20 protein-coding genes are annotated in these 24,409 nt (G+C 65.0%); 9 read left to right on the top strand and 11 right to left on the bottom strand.

Annotation, left to right across the window (positions count from 1 at the left end; all coding sequences use genetic code 11):
- Positions 1 to 169 precede the first annotated feature (169 nt).
- The 3 genes from DL240_RS15145 to DL240_RS15135 all read left to right on the top strand — a co-directional run bounded on the left by DL240_RS15145 (position 170) and on the right by DL240_RS15135 (position 5,085).
- On the top strand, positions 170 to 1,624 hold the full coding sequence (locus DL240_RS15145) for an FAD binding domain-containing protein (RefSeq protein WP_111730737.1): 1,455 nt from the start codon (positions 170 to 172) through the stop codon (positions 1,622 to 1,624).
- A gap of 76 nt (positions 1,625 to 1,700) precedes the next feature.
- Positions 1,701 to 4,025, top strand: coding sequence for a xanthine dehydrogenase molybdopterin binding subunit (locus tag DL240_RS15140; RefSeq protein WP_111730736.1), 2,325 nt, complete (start codon positions 1,701 to 1,703; stop codon positions 4,023 to 4,025).
- A 52-nt stretch (positions 4,026 to 4,077) separates the two neighbouring features.
- Positions 4,078 to 5,085, top strand: a complete 1,008-nt coding sequence (locus DL240_RS15135; RefSeq protein ID WP_158542614.1) for an XdhC family protein — start codon at positions 4,078 to 4,080, stop codon at positions 5,083 to 5,085.
- Between the two features lie 14 nt (positions 5,086 to 5,099).
- On the opposite strand, the gene DL240_RS15130 is transcribed toward DL240_RS15135, so the two are convergent.
- Positions 5,100 to 6,014, bottom strand: a complete 915-nt coding sequence (locus tag DL240_RS15130) for a MerR family transcriptional regulator (RefSeq protein ID WP_111730734.1) — start codon at positions 6,012 to 6,014, stop codon at positions 5,100 to 5,102.
- A gap of 324 nt (positions 6,015 to 6,338) precedes the next feature.
- Here DL240_RS15130 and DL240_RS15125 point away from each other — a divergent pair, with 324 nt between their 5' ends.
- The gene (locus tag DL240_RS15125) at positions 6,339 to 7,322 is read left to right on the top strand and encodes a glutathione S-transferase family protein (protein WP_111730733.1); all 984 of its coding nucleotides are present in this window, start codon (positions 6,339 to 6,341) and stop codon (positions 7,320 to 7,322) included.
- A gap of 227 nt (positions 7,323 to 7,549) precedes the next feature.
- On the top strand, positions 7,550 to 9,112 hold the full coding sequence (locus DL240_RS15120) for a YifB family Mg chelatase-like AAA ATPase (protein WP_111730732.1): 1,563 nt from the start codon (positions 7,550 to 7,552) through the stop codon (positions 9,110 to 9,112).
- Here the strand turns inward: DL240_RS15120 and DL240_RS15115 are convergent.
- Positions 9,097 to 11,910 (bottom strand): bifunctional serine/threonine-protein kinase/formylglycine-generating enzyme family protein, encoded by a 2,814-nt coding sequence (locus DL240_RS15115; protein WP_158542613.1) that lies wholly within the window; start codon positions 11,908 to 11,910, stop codon positions 9,097 to 9,099. The genes DL240_RS15120 and DL240_RS15115 overlap by 16 nt on opposite strands.
- A gap of 232 nt (positions 11,911 to 12,142) precedes the next feature.
- Here DL240_RS15115 and DL240_RS15110 point away from each other — a divergent pair, with 232 nt between their 5' ends.
- Positions 12,143 to 12,517 (top strand): cupredoxin domain-containing protein, encoded by a 375-nt coding sequence (locus tag DL240_RS15110; protein ID WP_158542612.1) that lies wholly within the window; start codon positions 12,143 to 12,145, stop codon positions 12,515 to 12,517.
- Positions 12,518 to 12,643: 126 nt separating this feature from the next.
- A complete protein-coding gene (locus tag DL240_RS15105) occupies positions 12,644 to 13,399 on the top strand; it encodes a DUF2270 domain-containing protein (protein ID WP_111730729.1) in 756 nt (251 codons plus the stop codon).
- 183 nt (positions 13,400 to 13,582) lie between these two features.
- On the opposite strand, the gene DL240_RS15100 is transcribed toward DL240_RS15105, so the two are convergent.
- From DL240_RS15100 to DL240_RS15075, 6 genes are all read right to left on the bottom strand, one after another.
- A complete protein-coding gene (locus tag DL240_RS15100) occupies positions 13,583 to 14,359 on the bottom strand; it encodes a phenylalanine 4-monooxygenase (protein ID WP_111730728.1) in 777 nt (258 codons plus the stop codon).
- A gap of 93 nt (positions 14,360 to 14,452) precedes the next feature.
- The gene (locus DL240_RS15095) at positions 14,453 to 16,201 is read right to left on the bottom strand and encodes a TldD/PmbA family protein (protein WP_199589834.1); all 1,749 of its coding nucleotides are present in this window, start codon (positions 16,199 to 16,201) and stop codon (positions 14,453 to 14,455) included.
- 71 nt (positions 16,202 to 16,272) lie between these two features.
- Complete coding sequence (locus DL240_RS15090) at positions 16,273 to 16,734, bottom strand: hypothetical protein (protein WP_158542611.1); 462 nt, start codon at positions 16,732 to 16,734, stop codon at positions 16,273 to 16,275.
- Positions 16,734 to 17,174 (bottom strand): hypothetical protein, encoded by a 441-nt coding sequence (locus DL240_RS15085; RefSeq protein WP_111730725.1) that lies wholly within the window; start codon positions 17,172 to 17,174, stop codon positions 16,734 to 16,736. Before DL240_RS15085 ends, DL240_RS15090 begins: the two co-directional genes overlap by 1 nt.
- A gap of 100 nt (positions 17,175 to 17,274) precedes the next feature.
- The gene (locus DL240_RS15080; RefSeq protein WP_158542610.1) at positions 17,275 to 18,696 is read right to left on the bottom strand and encodes a response regulator; all 1,422 of its coding nucleotides are present in this window, start codon (positions 18,694 to 18,696) and stop codon (positions 17,275 to 17,277) included.
- A 125-nt stretch (positions 18,697 to 18,821) separates the two neighbouring features.
- On the bottom strand, positions 18,822 to 19,472 hold the full coding sequence (locus tag DL240_RS15075) for a hypothetical protein (RefSeq protein ID WP_146618328.1): 651 nt from the start codon (positions 19,470 to 19,472) through the stop codon (positions 18,822 to 18,824).
- Positions 19,473 to 19,606: 134 nt separating this feature from the next.
- Here DL240_RS15075 and DL240_RS15070 point away from each other — a divergent pair, with 134 nt between their 5' ends.
- On the top strand, positions 19,607 to 20,365 hold the full coding sequence (locus DL240_RS15070; protein ID WP_111730722.1) for a phosphocholine cytidylyltransferase family protein: 759 nt from the start codon (positions 19,607 to 19,609) through the stop codon (positions 20,363 to 20,365).
- A gap of 94 nt (positions 20,366 to 20,459) precedes the next feature.
- Here DL240_RS15070 and DL240_RS15065 read toward each other — a convergent pair whose 3' ends face one another.
- The 3 genes from DL240_RS15065 to pdxH form a co-directional block, all read right to left on the bottom strand.
- A complete protein-coding gene (locus DL240_RS15065; protein ID WP_111730721.1) occupies positions 20,460 to 21,722 on the bottom strand; it encodes a thiolase C-terminal domain-containing protein in 1,263 nt (420 codons plus the stop codon).
- 247 nt (positions 21,723 to 21,969) lie between these two features.
- The gene (locus DL240_RS15060; RefSeq protein ID WP_146618327.1) at positions 21,970 to 23,034 is read right to left on the bottom strand and encodes a hypothetical protein; all 1,065 of its coding nucleotides are present in this window, start codon (positions 23,032 to 23,034) and stop codon (positions 21,970 to 21,972) included.
- A gap of 187 nt (positions 23,035 to 23,221) precedes the next feature.
- Complete coding sequence (gene pdxH / locus DL240_RS15055; RefSeq protein ID WP_111730719.1) at positions 23,222 to 23,827, bottom strand: pyridoxamine 5'-phosphate oxidase; 606 nt, start codon at positions 23,825 to 23,827, stop codon at positions 23,222 to 23,224.
- Between the two features lie 240 nt (positions 23,828 to 24,067).
- Between pdxH and DL240_RS15050 the strand changes: the two genes are divergently transcribed.
- Positions 24,068 to 24,376 carry an ATP-dependent Clp protease adaptor ClpS gene (locus DL240_RS15050; protein ID WP_111730718.1) on the top strand — a complete coding sequence of 103 codons (309 nt, stop codon included), beginning with the start codon at positions 24,068 to 24,070 and terminating at the stop codon, positions 24,374 to 24,376.
- Positions 24,377 to 24,409: the final 33 nt, after the last annotated feature.

Here is a 24,409-nt window from a genome sequence, read left to right as displayed (position 1 = left end):
GTCCCGCCTCCGGGTCCGTGCCCCTTCCCCGCCCCGGCACGCGCTGCCTTCGGGCCTCCCCGGCCCCTTCAAACGCGCATCCCCCCCTTGACACCATCGCCCGGGCTGGGTCGAATGGCGCGCGAACATTCCAGGCCCTTTTTGCCCATCGCCCACCCCTGAGGCCCGCATGACCACCCATGTAGAGTTCTGGCTCAACGACCGCCGCATCATCACCGACGTCCCCGACGGGATGCTGGTGCTCGACTACCTGCGCAAAGACCGCCTGCTCACCGGTACCAAAGAGGGCTGCAAAGAGGGCGACTGCGGGGCCTGCTCGGTGCTCATTGGCGAGGTGGTCGAGGGGGTGATGCGCTACCTCCCGGTGACCAGCTGCCTGACCCCGGTTGGTGAGATGCACGGCAAGCATGTGGTGTCGATCGAGGGGCTGAACCTGCCCGGGAAGCTCAACCCGGTGCAGCAGGCCATGGTCGAGCGGGTGGGCGCGCAGTGCGGGTTCTGCACCCCGGGGTTCATCGTCTCGATGTGCTGGTACATGATGGCCGCGCGCGAGACGCCGACCCTGGAGGGCTTTCAGCGCGCGTTCAGCGGCAACCTCTGCCGGTGCACGGGTTATGCGGCGATCAACCGGGCGAGCCTCGATCTGGTGGCCGACTTCGGCCCCGGGGGCAAGTGGGCCTCGATCTGGGAGGCCGAGGATCGTCTGGGCGCGCTGCTGGAGGCCGGCCTGCTGCCGGCCTACTTCGCCGAGATGCCCCGGCGCCTCAGCGCCATTGGCGAGATGGAGGAGGTCCCCCGGGCCGAGGCCGACGCGGATTTCTTTGTGGCCGGCGGCACCGACCTCTACGTGCAAAAGGGCGAGCTCTTGCCGCGCTCCCAGGTCAAAATCCTCAACCGGCATCCCGAGATGAAGGGCATCCGCCAGGTGGGCGATCGCCTGCACATCGGCGCGCTGACCACCTTTGAGGAGTTCGGCGCCGACCCCGGGGTCGCGGCCTTCATCCCCGAGATTCAGGACTACCTGCGCCTGATCGCCTCGCTCCCGCTGCGCAACCGCGCCACCATCGCCGGCAACATCATCAACGCCTCGCCCATCGGCGACATGACCGCGATCATGCTCGCGCTCGACACCACGCTGGTCTTCACCCAAGGCGACCAGACCCGCGAGGTGGAGCTGAAGCGCTTCTACAAGGGCTACAAGACCTTTGATAAGCGCCCCGGCGAAATCATGACCGAGATGCACCTGGCCCTCCCCCCGCAGGGCACGGCGGTCTTGTTCGAAAAAGTCTCCAAGCGGCGCTGCCTGGACATCGCCACGGTCAACAGCGGGGCGAAGCTGCGGATCAGCGACGAGGGCGTGATCGAAGAGGCCAGCCTCACGGTGGGCGGCGTGGCCGCCACCCCGCTGTGGCTGGAGAAAACCGGCGAGTTTCTGGTGGGCAAGAGCCTCACCCCGGAGCTGCTGCGGGAGGCGCTGAAGGTGGCCCACACCGAGATGTCTCCGATCTCCGACGTGCGCGGCAGCGCCGACTACAAGCGCCTGCTCGCCACCCAGCTTTTAACCGCCCACTTTGTCAAACTCGCCGGCGACAGGGTGAGCGTGGAGGCGATGCTGGCCGGCTGAGCCCCAACGCCCCAGCAGCCACGCCCCCCCGAAGCGACTTTTTAGCTCAACACACGCGCTCCCGGAGCCGAAGACCATGACGAATAAGCACATCGACGCCGAGCTTCATACCCGCGGCACCTCTCTCTACGTCGACGACGTCCCCCCGCCGGCCGGCATGCTTCACGCCGCCATCTACGGCTCGCCAGTCGCCCACGGCCGCGTCAAAGCGCTGCACCTGGACAAAGCGCGAAAGGCCCCGGGGGTCGTGGCCATCTACACCGCCGAGGACGTGCCGGGTGAGAATCAAATCGGCCCGGTGCTTCCGGATGAGCCCCTGCTCGCCACCGACGTGGTCGAGTATCACGGCCATCCCATGGCGATGGTCGTCGCAGAAAGCGACGAAGACGCGCGCCACGCGCTCACGCTGATCGAGGCGGACATCGAGGCGCTTGAGGTCATCACCTGCCCGCGCGTGGCGCATGAGGCCGGCCACATCCTGGGGACCCCGCGCACCTTTGCGATGGGCGATACCGCGGCGGCTTTTGCCGACTGCGACATCGTGGTCGAAGGGCGCAGCGACGTCGGCGGTCAGGAGCACCTCTACCTGGAGACGCAGCGCGCCCGCGCCGTGCCCACCGAGGGCGATCGCCTCCGGGTGTACTCGTCGACGCAGAGCCCCTACGCGGTGCAAAAAGCCTGCGCGCGCATCCTGGGGCTCCCCACCCACCGCGTGGAAGTGGACGTGATTCGCCTGGGCGGCGGGTTTGGCGGCAAAGAAGATCAGGCCACCTCCTGGGCCTGTCTGGCGGCGCTGGCCGCCCACAAGACCGGGCGCCCCACCCAGCTGGTGCTCCACCGCCTCGACGACCTGCGCATGACCGGCAAGCGCCACCCCTACAGCGCCGACTACAAAATCGGGCTGAGCAAGGACGGCAACATCCAGGCCTTCGAGGTCAAACACTTCCAGAACTCCGGCGCCAAGACCGACCTCTCGCTGGCGGTGCTCGAGCGCACGCTCTTTCACTCCACCAACAGCTACTTCATCCCCAACGTGCGGGCTTATGCGGCGAGCTGCCGCACGAACCTGCCGCCGAACACGGCGTTCCGTGGGTTCGGGGGGCCGCAGGGCATGTTTGTGATCGAGAGCGCCATCGCGCACGCCGCCGAGGTAATGGGCATCGACCGCGCCGAGATTCAGAAGAAAAACCTCATTCAAGAAGGTGAGAGCTTCCCCTACGGCCAGCAGGCCGAGCGCGCCCGCGCTGTGCGCACCTGGGAGGAGGCTGAAGAAGGCTTCGAGGTCGCCGCCTGGCAGAAGGACATCGACGCCTACAACGCCAAAAACACCGCCACCAAAAAAGGCCTGGCGGCGATGCCGATCTGCTTTGGCATCTCGTTTACGGCGACCTTCCTCAACCAGGCCTCCGCGCTGATGCACGTGTACACCGACGGCAGCGTCAGCCTCTCGACCGGGGGCGTGGAGATGGGCCAGGGCTTGAGCTCCAAGCTCGTGGGCATTGCGGCGCGCGCCCTGCATATCAGCCCGCATCGCATCAAGGTGGAGACGACCAACACCACGCGCATCGCCAACATGTCGCCCAGCGCGGCCAGCGCCACCACCGACCTCAACGGCAGCGCCACGATCCTGGCGGCCGACGAGCTCCTGGGGCGTTTTCGCGAGCTGCTGGCCCGCGAGCTCGGCGTGCAGGATGCCGAGAACATCACCTTTGAAGACGAGCGGGTCTACTACCGCGGTGAGCTCACCGAGTGGACCTGGGAGAAGGTGGTCAGCCAGGCCTACCTCTCGCGCGTGGCGCTCTCGGCGCACGCCTTCTTTGCCACGCCCAACGTCTGGTTCGATAAGCAGCGCGAGACGGGCCGGCCCTTTGCCTACCACGTCTTCGGGACGGCCTGGACCGAGGTGACCATCGACCTGTTGCGCGGCACCTACACCGTGGACCGGGTGCGCCTGGTTCACGACCTGGGGCGCACCATCAACGCGAACGTCGACCTCGGCCAGATCGAGGGCGGACTGGCCCAGGGCATCGGCTGGATGACGCTCGAAGAGCTCGCCTTCGCCGAAGATGGCCGCCTCAGCTCGTTTGCCCTCTCCACCTACAAGGTTCCCGACGGGGACGCTCTGCCCGAAGACATTGAGGTGCGCATGCTCGAAGACGCCGACAACCCGGTGGGCCCCTTTGGCTCGAAGGCCGTTGGCGAGCCGCCCTTGATGTACGGCATCGGCACCTTCTTTGCGTTGCGCGCCGCGCTACGCGCGGCCGCCCCCGACGCCGAGCTGGCCTTTAACGCGCCGATGACCCCGGAGAAGGTGATGCTGCAGCTGCACCACCAGCGCCTGCGCACGCTCTGGGAGAAGGCGCCTGGCGAAGCCACGGCGCCGGTGGCCGCCGGCGAATAAGGCCCGGCGTTAGCCGGGCCGCCCTCCCCTTTTGCCCCCGAGAGGATCTGCAGTGCTTGACCCGAATCTATGGCGATGGGTGCTCACGCGCCTGGAAGCCAACCACCCGGTGCACCTGACGCACGTGGCCTGGCACAGCCGCCACTCGCCGGGGACCACCGGCGCAACGCTGGCGGTGGATCCTCGGGGCGACACCGCCGGCACCATCGGGGGCGGGGTGATGGAGGGCGAGCTCATTGCTCGGGCCGCCGCAACCCTTGAGGCGTGGGTTAAGAGTGGCGCGGCCCGGGTGGAGGTGCGGGAGCTGGAGCATCGCCGCAAAGCCAGTCGCGGGGAGCGCAGCGGGCTCTTTTGTGCGGGCCGCCAGACCAACCTCTCGTATGTGCTGGGACCTGCCAAGATCGGGGAGGTGCGGCGCATTCTGGCGCTCTTAGACGCCGACGCCCCGGGTACGGTGGTGGTCGGCCCCGGGGGGCTGACGCTCGATGAGGAGCGCCCCGCGGCTCTGCCGCCGCTGAGCTTTGAGCAGCAGGGAGCCGGCTTTGAGCTGCGCGCCCAACTCTTAAACGTCAAGCGCGTGGCCATTCTGGGCGGCGGCCACTGCGGGCTGGCGCTCTCCCGGGTCATGGCGCAGCTGGGCTACACGGTGACGATTTTCGACACCCGCGCCGACGTGTTCACGCTGCAGCAAAACGACTTTGCCACCCATAAGATCGTGGTCGAGGACTACGCCGAGGCCGGAGCGCTGATTCGGCAGCCGGAGTGGACCCACGTGGTGGTCATGAGCGCCAACGTCGACGACGACATCCGCGGCCTTTTGGGCGTGGTCCGGGGCCCCTTCCCTTATGTGGGTGTGATGGGGGCGCCGGCCAAGCTTACGCGCATCCGCGGCGCCCTACGCGAGGCCGACGTCGCGCAGGAGGCCATCGACCGCCTCTACGCCCCGATCGGGCTACCGATGACGAGCAACACCCCGGAAGAAATCGCTATCAGCGTGGCCGCCGAGATCTTGCGCGAGCGCGAGCGCCTCTTCCCATTTGCCGCCCCGGCCCCGGCCTGACGTGCCGGCGCGGGCTACCACGCTCGAAAAAAGTCGTAGTAGGCCCGGAAGCCCTGGAGGCGGTGCACGCCGCGAATGTCGTCGGGCGCCCCGGTCCCGCCAACGATGATGTCGATCGTCGGCTCGACGAGCCCGCGCAACCTCTCCAAATAAGCGCGGGAGGACTCCGGGTCGGCATACTGCGACATGCTCAACGCGACGCCCCGGGCCTCGGCCTGCCGGGCCGCGCCGGCGATGTCTTCGGCCGGGGCGTCGGTCCCCAGAAAGATCACCCGCTGGTTGGCCACCGCCGCGATCAGCGCGGCCATATGCAGCCCCAGGCAATGCCGTTCGCCGCTGAGCGTGGCCAGCACCACCGTGTGGCCCCGGGCCAGGTCGCTGAGCGGGCGCCAGGCGGCGACCAGAAAGTCCCGCACGCACTCACTGGCGAAATGCTCATGGAGCACGCTCAGCCGCCCCGAGGCCCAGGCCTCGCCAAGCGCCACCAGAAAGGGGCCGACCCGCTCTTCGACAAAGTCCAACGCGTTTAGGCGGCTCCAGCCCATACGCATCAGACCTTCTAAGCGCTCGCGATCGAGCTGCCCCACGGCCTGGAGCCAGCGCTCCAGCCAGCCCTCGTTATCGTCTCCCAGGGGCGCCGCCGGCGCTTCGCTGACCGGCGCCTCCGGAGCGCTGCGCGCCAGCAGCTCCTCCAGCTCCTGGCACGTGCGCCCCTGGAGCTGGGAGGGGCGATAGCCCACGGCCAACACCGCGGTGATCAGCCGCATCTGCTCGATGGTCTCCAGATCGTAGATGCGGTGGCCGGCTTCGTTACGACGGGACGAGGGAAAGCCATAGCGGCGCTCCCAGGTGCGGATGGTCTCCACGGGCACACCGGTCGCCGTGGAGAGCGCTCCGATGTTGAGTGTGGCTTCGTCCTCAGTGCTCATGGAATAATTCGACTCTTCAGGTTGAAAATGAACATCTATTGAACCCCTCGCACATTCAAGCTAAACACGCAATTCGAGATGCGAACGGCTTTTGAACACATTGAGAATTGAGGGAAGTGTGCGATGCTCCACTCCGCCTTGCCGGGCGCGGCGCTGGCCGTGAAGGCCACGGCGCAGCCTTCGGGTGAGCCCGCGCGCGTCATCGCCGATGTGCTTGTCCCTCATCATCGGGGTGCTTAAGTCCCTGGCTGACAACGAGAAGGGGCGCGCGTTTCACCGGCGCGCGCCCGGTTTATACACAGAGTTTTCCACAAGGAGCCGTCTATGGGCGTCATGGTCGATGGAGTCTGGCGTAGCGACACATGGGTGCGCAACAACGAAGGGCATTTTCAGCGTGATCCCACCACGTTTCGGCATCAGGTGGTCGACGAGCCCGGGGCCCGCTTTGCGCTCACACCCGGTCGCTACCACCTCTACGTCTCGCATGCCTGTCCCTGGGCCCACCGCACGCTGATCGCGCGCGCGCTGCTGGGGCTGGAAGACGCCATCGACGTCTCGGTGGTGCATCCCCACATGCTCGACGATGGGTGGACCTTTGATAAGGACTTCCCCGGCGCCACCGGCGATCGCGTCTCGGGCCTGGCCTTCCTGCGCGAGCTCTATCTCCAGGCCGATTCCACCTACTCGGGGCGCGTGACCGTGCCGGTGCTCTGGGACCGCGAAGAGGAGACGATCGTCAACAACGAGTCCCGCGAGATCATCCGCATGTTCTCGACGGTGTTTCGGCCGCTGGCCTCCCAACCGGTGGATCTGGCCCCCGAAGCGCTGCGCTCCTTGATCGACGAGCGCATCGACGCGATCTACGAGCCGGTCAACAATGGCGTCTACCGCAGCGGCTTCGCCACCAGCCAGAAGGCCTACCAGGAGGCCCTGACCGAGCTCTTCGACGCGCTGGGGCACTGGGAGCGCCATCTGAGCACGCATCGCTACCTGGCCGGGGACTCCTTCAGCGAGGCCGATATCTGCCTCTTCACCACGCTGCTTCGCTTTGATCCGGTGTACTACGGGCACTTCAAGTGCAACCTGCGCCATGTCTACGAGCTGCCCAACCTGTGGAACTATCTGCTGGAGATTTACCAGATGCCCGGCGTGGCCGAGACCTGCCACATCGATCATATCAAAGAGCACTACTACTACAGCCACGACATGATTAACCCGACCCGGGTCGTACCGGTCGGGCCCCTGCTCGACTTCCTGGCGGAGCACGATCGCGAGCGCCTGCCCGGTCAGCTGGCCCGCATCTCCTGAGTCGCAAAGCCCGGGCCTTCCCCCCCCAAAGCCGCCGCGCGCCGCTGCACCGCCAGCGCGAGGGCGGCTTTTTTATGCCCGGATGGTGGGCGCGCTCGTAGGTGTAGGGAAAAATACGACCCTAAACGCAAGATCGTCTCGGCGGCGTCGATAACAGGATCAGCAGAACCCGCGGGTGCTCTGCCGGTTGGCAGGCACCTCCACTCCACCGATCCGGGAGCCAGACGATGATCACACGCGTGCATTCCGCCACCCTGCTGGGCGTTGACGCCCGTCAGGTCGACATCGAAATCGACTTTGCCGTGGGCCTGCCGGCCTTTCACCTGGTGGGCCTGCCCGACAACGCGGTTCGCGAGAGTCGACTGCGGGTGCAGGCGGCCATTGAGAACCTGACGCTGGAGTTTCCCGTCGATCGTCGGGTCACGGTGAACCTGGCGCCGGCGAACATCCGCAAAGACGGCACCGCCTTTGATCTGCCGATCGCCCTGGCCATCTTGCGCGCCCAGGGCGTGGTGCCTCCCCGCGACGACGCCCCCCGGCTCAAGGACTACCTGGTGGCCGGGGAGCTGGCCCTGGACGGACGCGTGCGCCCCATTCGCGGCGCGCTGGCCATGGCGATACTCGCCAGAGATATGGGGCTTAAGGGCGTGATGGTCCCGCAGGAGAATGCGGCCGAAGCCGCGGTGGTGCGCTCGGTGGACGTGCTCGGGATTGAGCACCTCTCCGAGCTGGTCGCTCTGATGCAAGCACGCGCCCCAAAGCAGCCCGAAGCCCCCGGGCCCCATCTCCTCGCCGACCCGGCACCAACGGTAGAACTCGACTTCTCTCAGGTCTGCGGGCAACTCCCGGCGCGGCGAGCCCTGGAGGTGGCCGCGGCCGGGGCGCATAACGTGTTGATGATCGGGCCGCCCGGTTCGGGCAAGAGCATGCTGGCCCGGCGCCTGGCCACGATCCTGCCCCAGATGAGCTTTGAGGAAGCCCTGGAGACGACCAAGATCTACAGCGTCACCGGTCGCCTCCCCTCCCACACGCCCTGGATCGCCGAGCGCCCCTTTCGCGCGCCCCATCATACGATCAGCGAGGTGGGCCTGGTCGGCGGCGGCTCCGGCGTGCCTCGTCCGGGCGAACTGAGCATGGCCCACAACGGGGTGCTCTTTCTCGACGAGCTGCCCGAGTTTCGGCGCAACTCTCTAGAAACGCTGCGCCAGCCCCTGGAGAACGGCCAGGTCACACTCACCCGCAGCCTGGTCAGCCTGACCTTTCCCGCCGATGTGATGCTGGTCGCCGCCATGAACCCCTGTCGCTGCGGACATTTTGGAAACCCGGCCCGGCGGTGTTCGTGCTCGCTCGACGAGATCAAACGCTACCGCTCCCGGCTGAGCGGACCGCTTCTCGATCGGATCGACATCCATATCGGGGTCCCGGCGGTCCCCTACGACGAATTGCGGCGCGCCAAACCCTCGGAGGCCTCTGCCGCGATCCGCCAGCGGGTGCAGACCGCCCGCGACCGGCAGCGGGAGCGCCTCCACCTCAGCGGACGTCACGCCAACAGCCAGATGGGCCCCGATCAGCTCCGCCGCTACTGCGCGCTGGATGAGGGGTGTCATCGGATGCTCGGCCAGGTGGTGGAGCGCCTCGGGCTGAGCGCCCGAAGTTGCGATCGGATGCTCAAGGTCGCGCGCACCATCGCCGACCTGGCGGGCTCCCCGAACATTGAGATGCCGCACCTGGCCGAGGCCATTCACTACCGCTCGCTGGATCGCCCCCTGGACGCTCAGTTGGCGTCGTAAGCCAGACGAAAGCCGATGTCGCCCGAGCGCGCCGAGGCCAGCACCCGTCGACGGCTGGCCAGGCGGCAGGCACGCTCGTCCAGCATCCAGCTGCCCCCGCGCACCGCCCGAAGTGCGCTCTCCTTGCCGGTCCCGGCGCACCATTCCTGCACGCCCCCGCTTAAGTCGCGCACCCCGTAAGGAGAAATATCGTCCAAAAAGACGCCGACCGGCTCCGGCTGACTGAACTCCGGCCGAGAGTCGCGCATCTTGCAGAAGGTCGCGTCAAAGCGACTTCCCCAGGGGAAGAAGCGACCATCCACGCCGCGCCCGGCCTTCTCCCACTCGTCTTCGGTGAGCAGGCGGTAGGGCCGATCATCGCGCTGTCCACGCCACTGGCAGTAAGCCTGTGCATCCATCGCGCTGATGCCCACCACGGGCACATCGAGCTCATGGTCGGCGTCTCGGGCATAGCGCTCGCGCATCGGCCCCTCAATGAGGACTGGCGAGGGCAACCAGCGCCCGGTCGACGCCTCAAAGAAAGCCAGCGTCCCGCCATCGAGCCGGGTCCTGGGAGCATGCTCCCGGGCCTGTTGCAGGTCGGTGGCGCTGAGCTCGTCGAGCCACTCCAGATACTCCCGAAAGGTCACCGGGAGGCGCGCGCAGAAAAAGGATGCCAGCTCCACTTCACGGGCAGGCCCGGGATGAAGCGCCTCCGGATCGCCTCCCAGGGTGCAAAGACCGCCGGCCACATAGACAAAGCCCGGCGTCACCCGGTGGTCGGCCGGCAGGTCGACGCACACCGTCAGCTCGCGCTCTCCCACCTCCACAAAGAGGGGCGCGCGGACCGGCGCCGACCCCGCACGCTGAAGCACCATCATGTAGCTGCCGCTCTCCAGCGTGGGCAGTCTCACCGGGGTGGTCCCGACCTGCCGCTCATCGGCGACCACTCGCCGGCGATCGAGCTCCTGATAGGGGAAGAGGGTCACCTCGGCCCCGGGAGGCCGGGTGCTAATCTGCACCTCTGCACAGCGCCCGAAACGCTCAGCGTACGCTGCCCCGCCATAGTCCCGTACCATCGACTCGGAATGGAGCATCTCCGCCATATCGTTGCGCTCTTTTGCCGCGACATAGCGCTCCCAATAGAGCTCGGCCATCCCCGCGCGGGCTCGCGGCTCCTGCCCGTCGATCCACAGCACTTGCTGGAAGCGTCGCACCGCCTCCCCGAAGGTCGCAACGCCCTGGCGCTTCGCCTGGAGAAACGCGTCCTCCAGGGCCCAGAGCGCGCGCTTGCGTTCGATCGACTCCCAGGGCTTTAGCGTACCGGCCCGGGCCTCGATCTCACGCCAGAGGTCGCGCTCCTCTCGGAGCGCGTCGCGGTAATCGGCCAATAGCGCTTGCCCCCGCTCTAGCCCCTCCGCGATCGGGGCCCGACGCAGGGCATGGAGTTCGCCCTCCAGCGCCTCTTCAAAAGCACGCGCGCTGGGGTAACGTTTCTCTTGCTCGCGCGCCATCGCCCGCAAACAAATCGCCTCAAGCTCCCGGCTCAACGGCCAGAGGTCGCAGCCCCGCTCCGAGGGGCGAATCAGCTCGCTCTCCACCACACGCCACATCGTCTCGGCAGCATCTTTACCGTCGAAGGGAGGCTCCAGCGTGAGCAACTCATAAAGCACCGCTCCGAGGCCGTAGACATCGCTGCGGGCGTCGACCAGGTCCAGCCGTCCCCGGGCTTGCTCCGGCGACATGTAAGCCGGCGTCCCCAGGGTCTGGCCAGCGCCGGGCTCATCCCGCGCGTCGAGCTTCGTATGCACCCGGTCGCCGCTGACATGAGCCACGCCCCAGTCCATCACCAACACTTCCCCGTACTCTCCCAGCATGATGTTGGAAGGCTTGAGATCGCGATGCACCACCCCGCGGGCGTGCGCGTAATGGAGGGCCCCGGCAACCTGCTTCATCATGCTCAGCAGGCGCGGCAAGGTGTACTCCTCAAGGTACGCCGGCTCCCGACAACGCAGCCCCTTGATCACCTGCGCCAGCGAGGGCCGGTTGACTCGTTGCATGGTGTAGTAGACGCGACCGTCGTCGAGCACGCCCACATCGTAGATGGGCATGATGTGGGGATGCTCGAGCTGACCGGTGATCTGAGCTTCCGCCAGAAAACGCACCACCGCGCGGGCATCGTGACGCGTAGAGGGGCTCGCGATTTTCATCGCCACCACCCGCCCCAACACCCTGTCATGGGCCGAGAGCACGCTCCCACCACCTCCGCCTCCCAGGGGGCCTCCGAGCTCGTAGCGGGCCTGTCCGCTGAGGAACTCGCCGGCCCGGAGCGCCGGCTGATAGACCTCGGTGTTCTCAAAGGCGAAGTGACGTCCCGTCTCCTCGGCACTTCGCCAGGCCGGAGTTGCCCAGGCCGCGGCCACGCCCTGAACCCTGGTGCGCACTTCGTCGCGGCCATCCCCGGCAACCTCGGTGCTGCCCTCCAACCCCAGCCCTTCGACTCCCGCTCGCCCCCGAGCCGAGATCCGCAGTCCGAAACGGGAGGTCACCGCCTGCTCCTCCCCCGCGCCAGCCGCCGGCCGCTGAAATGGCGCCGACGCCACAGCGGCTTCTTCCCCCTCGTAGCCCAACGCCCGAAGCACCGTCTCCAGCTCAGACGCCTCAAGCCACCCTCGCTCCTTCCAGTGCCGAACCGTCGGCGCCTGTCCCTCGTCGGCGAGCCGCCCCAGCTCGAAGAGGCATTGAGAGACGACGTCAAATTCAAGCAGACGCCGCTCCAATGCCACCCGTGCAATCTGTTGATGTATTTTCCAGTCCAATGCCCGCTCCTTGTCCGGTAAACGCTCCCCCCGACCATGAAGCTCAATCCAGAGTAACACGGCGTTACACCGAGCCAAGCGCTTTGCTCACAGGGGCGCCATTGACTTTCCATCCGGGACTTGTATCTTTTGCAACCTGCAGCCGACGCTTGATGAAGATGCCTGCTGATTAACATCCCCGCGTCGCCGCGTCCTTTTGATCCGAACTGGCTCTATGTTGAGGAGGAATTCCATGTTCACGCGTTTTGTCGCTAAAGCCATGTCCGTCGCCGTACTCGTCAGCCTTGTTGCGTTCACCGTTGCCTGTGGTGGCAAAGACAACGTGCCCGATGACTCGGGCGCTCAGACCTCGACCGCGCCGGAAAGCCGCTCGGTGGTCCTTTACCAGTTCCGCTACCAGCCCAGCAGCCTGACCATCCCGGCGGGCACCACGGTCACCTTCAAGAACCGTGATCCGGAGCGTCACAACATCAGCATCGCCGCGCTCAACGTCGACCAGAACCTCGACGCGAACCAAGAGTGGTCTTATACCTTTAACACCACCGGTGAGTTCGCCGCCTCCAACCGCTTCAACGATCGTATGCAGCTGACGATCATCGTGGAGTGAGGTGAGCGCTAAGCTCGTCTTTGAGCGTCTACCGCCTGTGGCGGTAGGCGCTTTTTTTTATGTGAGTCAACTCCCCGGCGAGTTTGACTCGCCACACCGGCAACACCCGAAGCAAGCGAGGGGGGTATGGACGACGATTCGCCCGATCGAACGGTCATGGTTCACTTCTACCGCGCCAGCGTGATTCACGCCGACGTGTGGCGACAGCGCCTGGACGCCACCACCAACTGGGCGATCGTCACCAACGCCGCCATGCTCTCCTTTACGCTCTCCCAGCCGGATACCCCGCACTTCATCGTCCTGCTGCTCATCGGCGTGAACTTCTTGCTGCTGATCATGGAGAGCCGCCGCTACCAGCTCTACGACCTCTGGCGTCGACGCATTCGCTGCCTGGATCGCTACTTCATTGCCCCCAACCTCGCCCCGGGTCACGGGCCCTCCTCAACCCACGCACGCCGCGAACTCAAAGCCCTGGCCGACGATCTGGGACACTCCTACCCCCAGCTCAATCTGATCGATGCCGTGGGCTACCGATTGCGCCGAAACTACGGCTACATTCAGCTCATCGCCCTGGGTTCGTGGTACCTCAAGCTCTTCATCCACCCCACCGTCGTCACCGACACCGAACAATTCGTCCGACGGGCACACATCGGCTACATCAGCGGCCCGGTGACCATGACCCTGGTCACCTCGTTGACGCTGATTGTGCTCTTTATCGCCCTCCGCGCCCCCTCCGAGCAGATGGTCGCCTGGCAACAGCTGCCCTCGCCCATTGAGCGACTCCTGCGCACCCCGATCTTCCACCGACGTATGGCGCTCGACGAAGAAGAGAACTTTCACCGCCACGACCACCGAGACGAAGACGACTCGCCGGAGAGCTGAGCTCCAAAGGGGACTCCCGGTCATGCACGAGCGGGACTCCCGGTCATGCTCATACGGCCGCGAACGCCTGGCATTTCGGTGTTCCCTCCTCGCTCTTTCCGGGGCTCCTGACACCAGAAAGCCCGGTCTTTTGACCGGGCTTTCTGCGTTGCTACCTGCACGTTCTCACCGGCGCGCTCGCGCTCAGTTAACCAGCTCTTCAGCCCACCGCCGACGCAGCTCCTGAACCGAGGCCCGAAGCTGATCAAAGCCCTCGGCCACCCAGAAAATCGGCTGGTAGATGTCGATCCTGAAGGGCGTCGAGATCACCTCATCCAGATCAAAGGGACGAATCTCCGGTCCACCATCAAAGACGTTATCCGCCTCCCCAAAGGACGACATCAGCCCGGAGCCATAAAGTTTCACGCGCCCGGCCTCCTGCACCAGTCCAAACTCCACGGTGTACCACCACAACCGGGCCATCGCGTCGAACTTATCGCGGTTATCAAGCTCGGTGACCAGCTCGCCGTACTCCTGAACAAAGTCGGCAAAGACCGGGTCGGTGTGCATGGGCACATGTCCAAACACATCGTGGAAAATATCCGGCTCCTGCAGGTACTCCAGCCGGTCCATCGGACGAATCTCCAACGTAGAGGGGAACTGACGTTTGGCCATGGAGCCAAAAAACATCTCGGCCGGGATGAAACCGTTGACCGCCCGCAACTCCCAGGAGGTAAGCGGACGCAGGTTATCGTTGAGCTCATCGAAGAGGGGCACCCGGTCCAGCGGCATCTTCAACTTCTCCAGCCCCTTGAGCCAGGCCTCGCAGGCCGTCTCCGGCAGCTTCTGCATGCGACGCTCACACAGGATCTTCCACACCGCGTTCTCCTCGGCGGTGTAGGTGCGACCTTCATGCGAGATAAACCCGGCGCCCTCCATCTTGAGGCCTTCCAACTCCTGGTCCTGCGCTACGCGTTCCATATCCGCTCCTCATCTCAGGGTGTCGATGCCATCGTTGCCCGACCGACCTCGCCGGGGCCCATCCTAACGTCGGTGCTGACTGCGCGCGCTCTCTCAGGGAGATTCCTGCCAGGGCGGCCCCAGAATGGGGGCTCTCTCGCGCGACTGCTGGGTGCGCTGAAGCTCAATTTCGGTAGTCAAAATCGAGGGCGCCACCGTAGAAACCGGCACGTATCCACTCTCCGCGCCGCAATAACCGTTGAAGATGCCCGTCTCACTGGAGGCGGCCACAATCTTGTTGATGCTCGAGAGCGGTGTCCCCACCAACTCCACGCCGCGCACCAACTGCTGCTCACCGGTCTCCGCGTCCACCCGGTAGATCATGCGCGGTACGCCCTTAAACGCCTGGTAGCCGTACCCCAGGGTGTTGGTCGATCCGCCGGTGATGTCCTTGATAAGCAGCCCGTAAGGTTTACCCTGTCGCCGCACCTCCGCCAAGAGCATCTCGCGCAACTCGCTCTCGCTGACCTGAGCCGCCTCGCTTGCCACAACCACCAGGTTGGCCATGCGCGCCCGGGGCACATTAACCCCCTGTGCCCGTCCGTGGCCGTTGGAATGGGCTACACCCTCAATCGGGGTACGACTCATCAAAAAGCCGCGCAACACGCCTTCCTCAATCAGCTGCGCGCGCTGCGCGCGCACTCCTTCATCATCATAAAGGTAGTGCCCGTTGAGCTGGACGCCTGCGTAGGCGTCGAGGTTCGGATCGTCGTACACCGAGAGAAATCCGGGCAGCACGGCCTGATCGACGCGCCCGTGAAAGGTGCGCCCCTCCTGCTCATCGCGCTGACGCTCTCCCTCCAGCCGATGCCCGACCGCCTCATGAAAGAGCACCCCGGTGGCCTCCGGTCCCAGAATCGCCGGTCCGGTGTAGGGGTCGATGACCTCGGCATCCCGCAGAGCCCGCAGCTCGGCGATCATCTCGCCAATCGCGCCCTCGACGTGCTCCCAGGATGGCAGCTGGTCGATGTCGCGCGCATAAAAGAGCCGGCTGTTCTCCAGCAGCATCCCGTCATCGGCACGCGTGTAGGCCTGGGCCTGAATGGTATAGATGCGAAACTCATCGACGACCTCGCTGCCCTCGCTGTTCACCAGATAGCGCACCACACGCTGGCCGGAGACCTCCATGGTGGCATCGAGCAAGAAGGTATGCTCCCGCATCCCGGCGGTTATCCGCCGCACCTGGGCCCGCCAGGTCGCCGGATCGGCCTGCAAGGGGAGATCCGGTCCGCGGTAACTCGTCGGCTCCTCGCGCGAGAAGCTGGGCACCTCGACCGCCTCCTCGGCCTCGTAAACCGCCCCGCCCCGCTTGGTCAGGTAGTCGCTCAGCGATTTTTTATAGGTCTCATCGGTGAGCAGCCACAACGCCCCGCGCAAGGCCTGATCGTCATCCAGGGGCACGACACGCTCGGCGCGGAAGTTCGCCAGGCGATAGCTCTCGGCGTCGACATTCGCGAAGTTATCAAACTCATACGAGCCCACCCGACTCTCGACATACGCGTAGCGCTGGCGGCTTCGCGCATCGGCAGTTAGCGCCCCGAACTTCCCGGCGACCGTCACCGACTCATCGTCTTTGAGTTGATAAGAAAGAAAGTAGGGCCCTTCGTAATCCGGCAGGCGCAGGCGCTCCATCGAACGGGTCAGCTCCGCCTTGAGCGTGCCGACCACCTCCTCGCGCTCGCTGCCATCAGGCGTCGCCGGCGCCGGTTCGGCCGACGTCGGTGTGGCGGCACATCCCACCAGCGCCACCATCATCGCGGCCAGTAGCCGCCCTCCAACCGCATTCAACAACCTTTCGCTCATGCCTTCGCCTTCTGCTGCGGAGCCGGCTCTCTGCGGCCCACCTGGTGCCCCTCCCCCTCTAAAGTTTCGCCTCAATGAACCTGCCGGACCTGCTCCACGGTGCTCGGGTCATCGCCCTCCAACTCCCGGATGTACTCCGCGGTCCAGGGGCCCTGGCCCTTGCGCTCTTCACCGTAGCCCCACTCCCCTTCCAGGCGTACGCTCTCGCCACTCTCTACAAGCAGAAAGTAGCCGCTGCCCCGCATCGCCGCCCGGGCCTGAGACCGGTCGCCGGGCTCCTCCCAGTTAAAGAGCAGCCGATTGCCTTTCAGCTCTCCCTCCAGGGTCCCACCACTGCCGTAGGAGAAGACCCCGGTGACTCGGTCGCCGCTTTGCTCCAGATACATATGCTCGTACTGCGGGGAGTACCACAGCCCGGAGTACGAACGTCCCTGAGGCATCGACTCGGCCCCCGGCACCCCGGGCGCGCTCGCACACCCGCTCATCACCCAGACCCATCCGACCAGCATCAGCCACATCGCACGTGCTCGCATCACATCACCTCTTCGGAAGCATCATTGTTAAGCTCATCTTCATTGCCGGTCCCGGGCGCTCCGGCCTGCTCCTGCCCCAGAGCCCGGCGCACAGCCGGAGTCGAATGCTCCAGGAGCCTGGCGAGTATATCGCAGACACGCTTGCTTTCCAGGAGCAGCCCCCACTCTCTGGCGTTGAGGTAGCTGATGCGCTTTCCCTTGCGCTCCAAAAACTCCAGCCGCACGGTGACCTCGTCACCTTCGCGCTCCACGGCCTCCAGGCGCACCTCGTCGCCGGACTCCAGGCGCAAGAGATCGCGCTCCAGGCTGCGCAGATGCCGATAGAGTCGCAACGCCCGCTGCACCCGCGCGTCCTGATACGCCTCGAAGTTGCGATTGCGACTAAAAGCCACATCGTCGTCACGCAGGAGACGACGCACGATCTTGTAGGTCAAATCCATAGGGGGCGCCCTGCTCCGAGATTGCGCCGACGTGTGCCGGGCTGACTGCTAAAACCGTGCCCCCCGGCCGGACCATTCCATGAACTCGGCGAGTGCGCACTCAGCCCCAGACCCGAATCTCGTTGAGTCCGTTGGAATCCTGGAAGCGTCCCAGGCGCGCGATAAGCTCATCGGTGATGATCATATCGCGGGGCGCCACCGGAATGCCCTGGGCGGTTTCCAGCGGCCGAGCCAACACCATGCCGGGGCGCAGGTTCTCAAAACTGACCACGATTTCGCGCGTGCGGGCGGTTGCCATTTCCTGCGCGACCATCTCGCGAAACTGCCGTACCAGCTCCGGATCGTAGCGCGTACCCGCCCCCTTCTGAAGGAGTTGCAGCCCCCGCTCCACCGCCCCGGCGACCTCCAGGCGATTGTTGCCCCGCAACCCGGTGCGCACCCGTTCAAACGCGCTGCAAATGCCCAAAATCCGACAGCCCCGAACAAAAGATTCCTGATACACATCCCCCGAGGAGGGATCGATGCGTCCGGGCTGAAACTCCGGGGCGTCGTAGCGGTTCAGGTAGTGCAGGATCATCCGCCCCGCCTGGCGCAACGCCGGCACATGCTGAATGGCCTGCTGCCCGAGAACGGTATGAAACTCCCAGCTGGCTTTGGCCTCCTCGTCGAGTTCTTCAACGGGAAGCTCAAAAACGCGGGGAGGCGCATTAATCAGCCCGATCCAGTGCAGAAGCGTTGCCCGCTCCACCTCCTGAATCTCATCCGTATCCAGGCCCAGGCGCTCACCAAACATCCGCACCCGTTCCGCGGTGCGCTGGCAATGTTCAATGACGTGGACCTCGCCGAGTTCCATAATGGAGACCAATGCCTTGATCGTAGCGTCAAAACTCCCCTGGAGCTCACAGTAGAGGCGCTCGATCTCGCGCTGGCGCGCGACCACCTCCTGGGTACGCGCCTCCACCCGCGCTTCCAGCTCTTCGTTGAGTTCGGAGAGTTCGGTGTTCAAGACCGAAAGGCGCTCGTTCTGCTCGCGAATATGCTCCTGATAACGCACGCGCGAGATGAGCAACTCGTGGTGCTCGATCGCCAGACCCACAATTTTGAGGAACTCGTCATGGTCCCAGGGTTTGGTGATGAAACGAAACACCTCGCCCTGATTGATCGCCTCAATGGCCGTGGCCACGTCATTGTTGCCGGTGAGCATAATCCGCACGGTATGCGGCGACTTCTTGCGCACGTAGTTCAGAAGCGCCGCCCCGCTTAATCCGGGCATGCGCTGATCGCTGATGATCACAGCGATCTGATGCTCCCGGAAAAGCTCTACGGCGTCGGCCCCGCTGGGGGCGCTCAGCACCTCATAGCCCTGCCCCAAAAAGAGGCGCTGCACAGCCTTGAGGATGTGCGTCTCGTCGTCGACGATGAGCACTTTATAAGGCTCAAGCCCTTCGGTGTCGGCATGTGGTCCGGCCGAATCGTCGGCCTCGAAATGCGCCCCCCGTATAGACACTGGCGTTCGCTTCATCGGTCGCGTCATACCCTGGTTCTCGCGCTGAACGTCGTGTGATTCCCCTCGCAGGCCCCTCCCGCGGTCGGTCATCTTAACCCGCGTAAGCTTTGCCCGCTACTCCGAATCAGCGCGCCCTCGCTCTACCCCTTCAGGGTAGCGCTCTGTGCCAGACGTCGGCAGATCATCGCCGTACCTGCCGGGATCGCGGTGGTATAAAGCACCAGCCCCAGGGAGAGCATCATCCAGAGGGCCACCTCTTTGACCTGAACGGCCAGCACCTCCACGCCGAACCACCCCATAAACGAGGCTGTAAAAAGTGCTGCGGCACCAAAGCTCACCAACGGGTAGACCAGCCACCCGGCAACCAGCTCCCGGGAGCGCTGACGCCCGGGCACCCCCGTGCGCATCAGGGGCCGAGTCATGATCACCGCGCTGAACAACACCGCGCCCATGCCGTGGGCGGCCAGCAAAAGCCAGCCGGGCTTCCAGATCTTCAGCACATCGGGCAGGTACACAAAGGCCGCCAACCCGCCCAGCGCCATCACCAGCCCCGGTACCAGGATCACCCCGCGCATCAGGGTCTGCGAGATCCGGCGGCGGCTCCAGATCAGCCCCGCCCAGCTTCCCCAGGTCAGCGTCAGCACGCCGGTGGCCAGTAGTTTCACCACCTCAAAGCCGTGCACCGGCTTCGCGATCATCATCGAGGTGCCCCATACCGCCAGCGCGACCATCGCCACGGTGGCCAGCGCCCAGAGCAGGAGTTCTCCGATCACCGACGGTTTTCTGTGCATCTCTTCCATAGCTCACCTTAAACCGGATAGGCCCCGGTTGATCCCGGAGCTTCTTCATAGTAACGCCTGCGCAGTTCGAAACAAACTCAAGCGCTTAGCGCATTCCTCCCCCTCCTCGAAGCGAGTCTCCCACCATGTCTCAACCTACCCGCGCCGCGATCATTCTCGCCGCCGGCTTCGGAAGTCGCCTGCAGGCCGATGAAGGCCATAAACTCCTGGCTCAGGTCGAGGGTCGCCCCATGATCGATCACCACAGCAGTGGCCTGCATCGCCTGGGCGTCGACCATCTGGTCGTGGTCACCGGCTACGCGCACCACGCGCTGGAGGCTCAGCTTCAAAACGTCGAGTTGCCTGAAGGTATGCGCCTGAGCTGCGTGTTCAACCCCGACTTCGAAGGGAAGAACGGCACCTCTGTGCTCGCCGGCGTGAACGCGCTTCGCCAGAGCGGTCATCAGGGCGCATTCTGGCTCACCATGAGCGACCACCTCTTTGAGCCGGCCCTCTTCGATGACCTGGCCGCGGAGTTTGCTCCGAAGCCGGAGCGCGAGGGCGCACTGATGATCGATCGCAAGCTCGAGACGATCTTCGACATGCCCGATGCCACCAAACTCCGCCTGGCCCCCACTGATTTTGACATCGGCAAAGAGCTGAAGCGCTTTGACGCGGTGGACGCCGGCCTCTTCTGGTGCGGCCCGGGCTTTGTCCGGGCCCTCGAAGACGCCAAAAGCCGCCTGGGTGACTGCACGACCTCCGACGCGGTCCGAGCGCTGCACGCCCGCCAGGCCTTCGAGTTCTGGGACATCGGGGCGCGTCTCTGGCAAGACGTCGACACCCCGGGGGCCCGCGCTCACGCCGAGATGCTGATCAAGGGATGGCGCGCCACAGCGCACTGAGCCTGCCGGCTCCGCCTCGCATTCCTGAACCACAAAAAAGCCCCCGGGGTCATCACGACCCCGGGGGCTTTTTATCTCATCAGGCGCTCTGGATTCAGCGCACGTCCTTGAGAGCCATGCATACGGTGGTGCGATCATCGCCACCCATGTTGGCCGTCAGCCCCACTTCCGGACGTTCGGCCAGCTGGTAGTCGCCGCACTCGCCCTTCATCTGACGGTAGATCTCCAGGAGCTGCTTGACGCCGGTGGCGCCCACCGGGTGCCCGAAGGCCAGCAGACCACCGCCGGTGTTCACCGGAATCTTCCCTTCCAGACCGGTCTCACCGGCCCGCGCCAGCTCGGCGCCCTTGCCCTTCTCGGCAAATCCCAGCGCTTCGTACATCAGCAGTTCGGTGACCGCGAAGCAGTCGTGCACTTCGGCCACCTGAATGTCCTGCGGCGTCAGCCCGGCATCGGCGTAGACCTGATCCGCGGCGAGCTTGGTGTTGTCGAGCACGGTGTAGTCGGCCACACGACCCAGCGGGCTGGTCGCCTGGGCGTAGGCCAGGATCTCAATGCAATCCTCGGGCTTCTTGCCCAGTTTCTTGAGGCCCTCTTCGGTCGCCAGGATCACGGCGGCGCCGCCGTCGCTGACCTGCGAGCAATCCGAAACCTTCAGATGAGGCTTGAGCTCCTCATTGCCGAGAAACGCCGGGTTGCGGTCGCCGGGCTTCGAGGCGCTCTCCAGATCCCAGCTCACCTGGCTCATATGAGCCTTCGGGTTCTTGTTGGCGTTGGCGTAGGCCTTGACGGTGACGTGGGCGATATCTTCGTCGGTCACCCCAAACGCCTCTTTGTAGTGCTTGGCGCGGCGAGCAAACATCGCCGGGAAGGTGAACTCATCGATGGAGCGCTCTTCCTCCCAGTGCGAGGCGCGAGCCAGGTAGCCGGCTCCTTCACGGGCGCTGACCGTGGTCTGAACTTCGGCGCCCACCGCCATGACCACATCGCTGCCGGCGTGCAGCGAATCGATCGCCGAGAGAATGGCCAGACCGCCCGAGGCGCAGGCCCCTTCCAGACGCGTAAAGGGCTTGCCGGTGAGCTTCTCATTGGCGCGCACGGCCATGGCGCCCAGGTGCCCCTGGGAGTTGAAGAGTTCGCCGGCGAAGTTGCCCACGAATCCGCGATCGATGGCCTGGGCATCCACCCCGGTCTTCTCCAGCGCGCCGTTGATGGCCTGGCTCAGGTAGTCTTCCAGACCGGGGTTCTCGCGCGTGCCAAAATCGGGATGCTTCTTCCACACAAAGTCGGGGTGGCCCTTGCCGATGAACGTGGTGAGCTCGCCGCCGACCACAAAGATGCGCTTAAGAGGCTTCATGAAATCTCCTGGGCTGACCGGACCTACGGGGCGAGTACTGCCCCCGCCATCCGATGAAAGGGGGTGCGCGAAAGTGACGCGACATAAAAGAGGCGCGCCGAAGTTTGAGATGAGAATGGGTTACACCACAATCAGCGCCCTCACAACGAACAAAGGGTGTGGCGCATTCCGCCACACCCTTTGTTCGTTGCGCCACCGCGACGCGACACCACTTAGGCGCGCGCGCCGGTGGATGCGCGGCTCGCGTTTACCTCCTCGGAGGCTCGACGACCGGCGCCTCGGCCGCCGCTGAGACCCCGGCCCCGGCCGGCGCGGCCTGCGGAAGCCCGACCTTATCGCCCGCCTTCAAGCCGGCCTCCTCCGCCTTGCCGATCAGCTTGCGAAACGACTCGCTGGCGCTCTGCAGTTTGCGATCCCACTCCGGATCGGGCTGCTTGCCCTCGATCTCCCGGTGGTAGGTCACCATGGTGTAGGCCAGCGCGAAGGGCTCATAAAACGCCAGCTCCAGCAGCCGGCCGCCCACCGCCGCGATGATAAAGGCGATGATCGTGATGATCGACTGCATCTCAATGGCCTGCTTGCCCACCACCGTGGCGATGAGCAGCCCCGGCACCAGCACCATCGCAAAAAAGGCCAGGGAGAACGCCTTCCCGATCAGATAGGCCTTGATCGTGGTGAAAAGAATCGGCTTGTAGCTCTGCCCGTAGAGCACGATGCCGTGACGCGCGCTGTTCCAGACGTTTTCCTCGCGCCGGGCGATGGCGTAACTGAGGATGGCTTCATCGACGTAGGAGAGCGAACGGTTGATAATCTGCTGCACGATGCGGATGAGCCTTTGAAAGTCCCCGGGCAGCGGGATGAAGTTGATAATGCGCACAAAGGTGCCGGTAAAGGCCTTGACCGTACCGTTGATCAGCGCATCCAACCCGAAGAGCACCGAAACGTCTTTGAAATACCGGGTGACAATATCTCGGGCGTACTGAATCTGGCCGGCACCTCGGGGCACGTCGCGTCCGAGCAAAACTTCGGTCATCGCCGCGATATGCGCGCCCTTGACCATGTAGAGCAGGTAGCGCCGGGCCATGCGCCAGGCAAACCCACCGGCCCCCAGCGCGATGATCACGCAGATCCAGGCCGCCGCCGGCACCAGCTTGGCCACAAAGAAGGTGATCGCCGCCCAGACGCCAAACCACACCACTGCCACCAGAAAAAACCCGGCGTACACCGCGGCGTTAAGGCCCAGAATCGGCACCGTCGCGCCCAGAAGCGAGACGGCATCCTTCATGTAACTTCCTTTCTTCTGTTGCGTCATATCCCCACCTCAGGGGCGCGCCCGCTGGACGCGCGCAGAAAAGCCAGCCATCGATCGGCACCGGGAGTAAAGAAACGTCCGGCGTCCAACCACGTTGAGAGATTTGTGTCCAATGGAACCCGGTTAACCTAGCGGCGCGTACCACGGCGGTCAACGTCTCCGGGCGCCGGGCCCCTGGGGCCGGCCTTCAGGGAAAGAGCCGGTGGCGCTCAAAGGGCACCTCGGGCGTCGGGCGCACAAACTCCCAGCGATCGTGCAGACGGCTCTCCCCGGCCTGCCAGAACTCGATGCGCGTGGGCACCACGCGCATCCCCGACCAATGAGGCGGTCGCGGCACCTCCTGCCCCTGAAAACGCGCCTCGACTTCGGCCAGTGCCTCCTCCAGGTCGGCGCGCGAGGCCAGCGGGCGGCTCTGCTGAGAGGCCCAGGCCCCCAGCTGACTGCCGCGAGCTCGACTGGCGAAATACGCGTCGGCCTCCTGCGGACTGACCCGGTGAGCCACGCCCTCCACCCGCACCTGCTGACCGAGCTGGGGCCAGTAGAAGTTGAGCCCACACTTAGGCTCCGCCAACAACGCCCGGCCCTTGCGGCTCTCAAAGTTGGTGTAGAAGACAAAGCCCTTGCGATCGACCTGCTTGAGCAACACAATGCGCACCGCCGGCTGCCCCCCTGCATCGACCGTGGCCAGGCTCATGGCCGTGGGCTCCAGGAGCCCGGCGTGCTGAGCACGTTCATACCAGGCCTCAAACCAGTCAAAGGGGTCATCGTAGGGCAACACATCTGTATCCGGCATAGTCACAGCCTCCTGTAGGTTAGTCGAGAAAGCGATCGCCTCGGCGGTCACACTCTCGCCTTTTGTTCACCTCAACGGCGCTTAGCTTTCTAGGTAAGGGCCTTCGACGCCAGCGGCAAGCTCGTTGTGGCGCGCTCCGTAGTGGAGTGGCGCCGGCGGGTTCACTGGTCTGGGGCGCGTTTGGCCCCTGCCTTGCGGCCGGTCCGCTGCGGCGGCGCATCCTGGATTGGGAGTAGGGATTTGAGTCAGCACGATTGGGATAGTGATGTCGTCACCGAGAAGAAAACCCGGCTCAAAAAACCCCGGCTCTTCAAGGTTATCTTTCATAACGACAACTACACCACCATGGAGTTTGTCGTGGAGGTCCTGGAACGGGTCTTCCGCAAAAGTCCCGCAGAGAGCGCTCAGATTATGCTACGCGTGCACAACCACGGTCACGGCGTCGCCGGCACCTACCCGCGGGAGGTCGCCGAGACCAAAGTCGAGACCACCATCGCCATGGCCCGGCGTGAAGGCCATCCGTTGATGGTCACCATGGAACCCGAGTAAACCTGCGTCCGTCCTGTTAAGGCGCCCCCGCCT

It is taken from the genome of Lujinxingia litoralis, from assembly GCF_003260125.1.
GTDB lineage: Bacteria > Myxococcota_A > Bradymonadia > Bradymonadales > Bradymonadaceae > Lujinxingia > Lujinxingia litoralis.
Note: the sequence above shows the minus strand (reverse complement) of the source record. Positions and strands in the feature narration are given on the sequence as shown.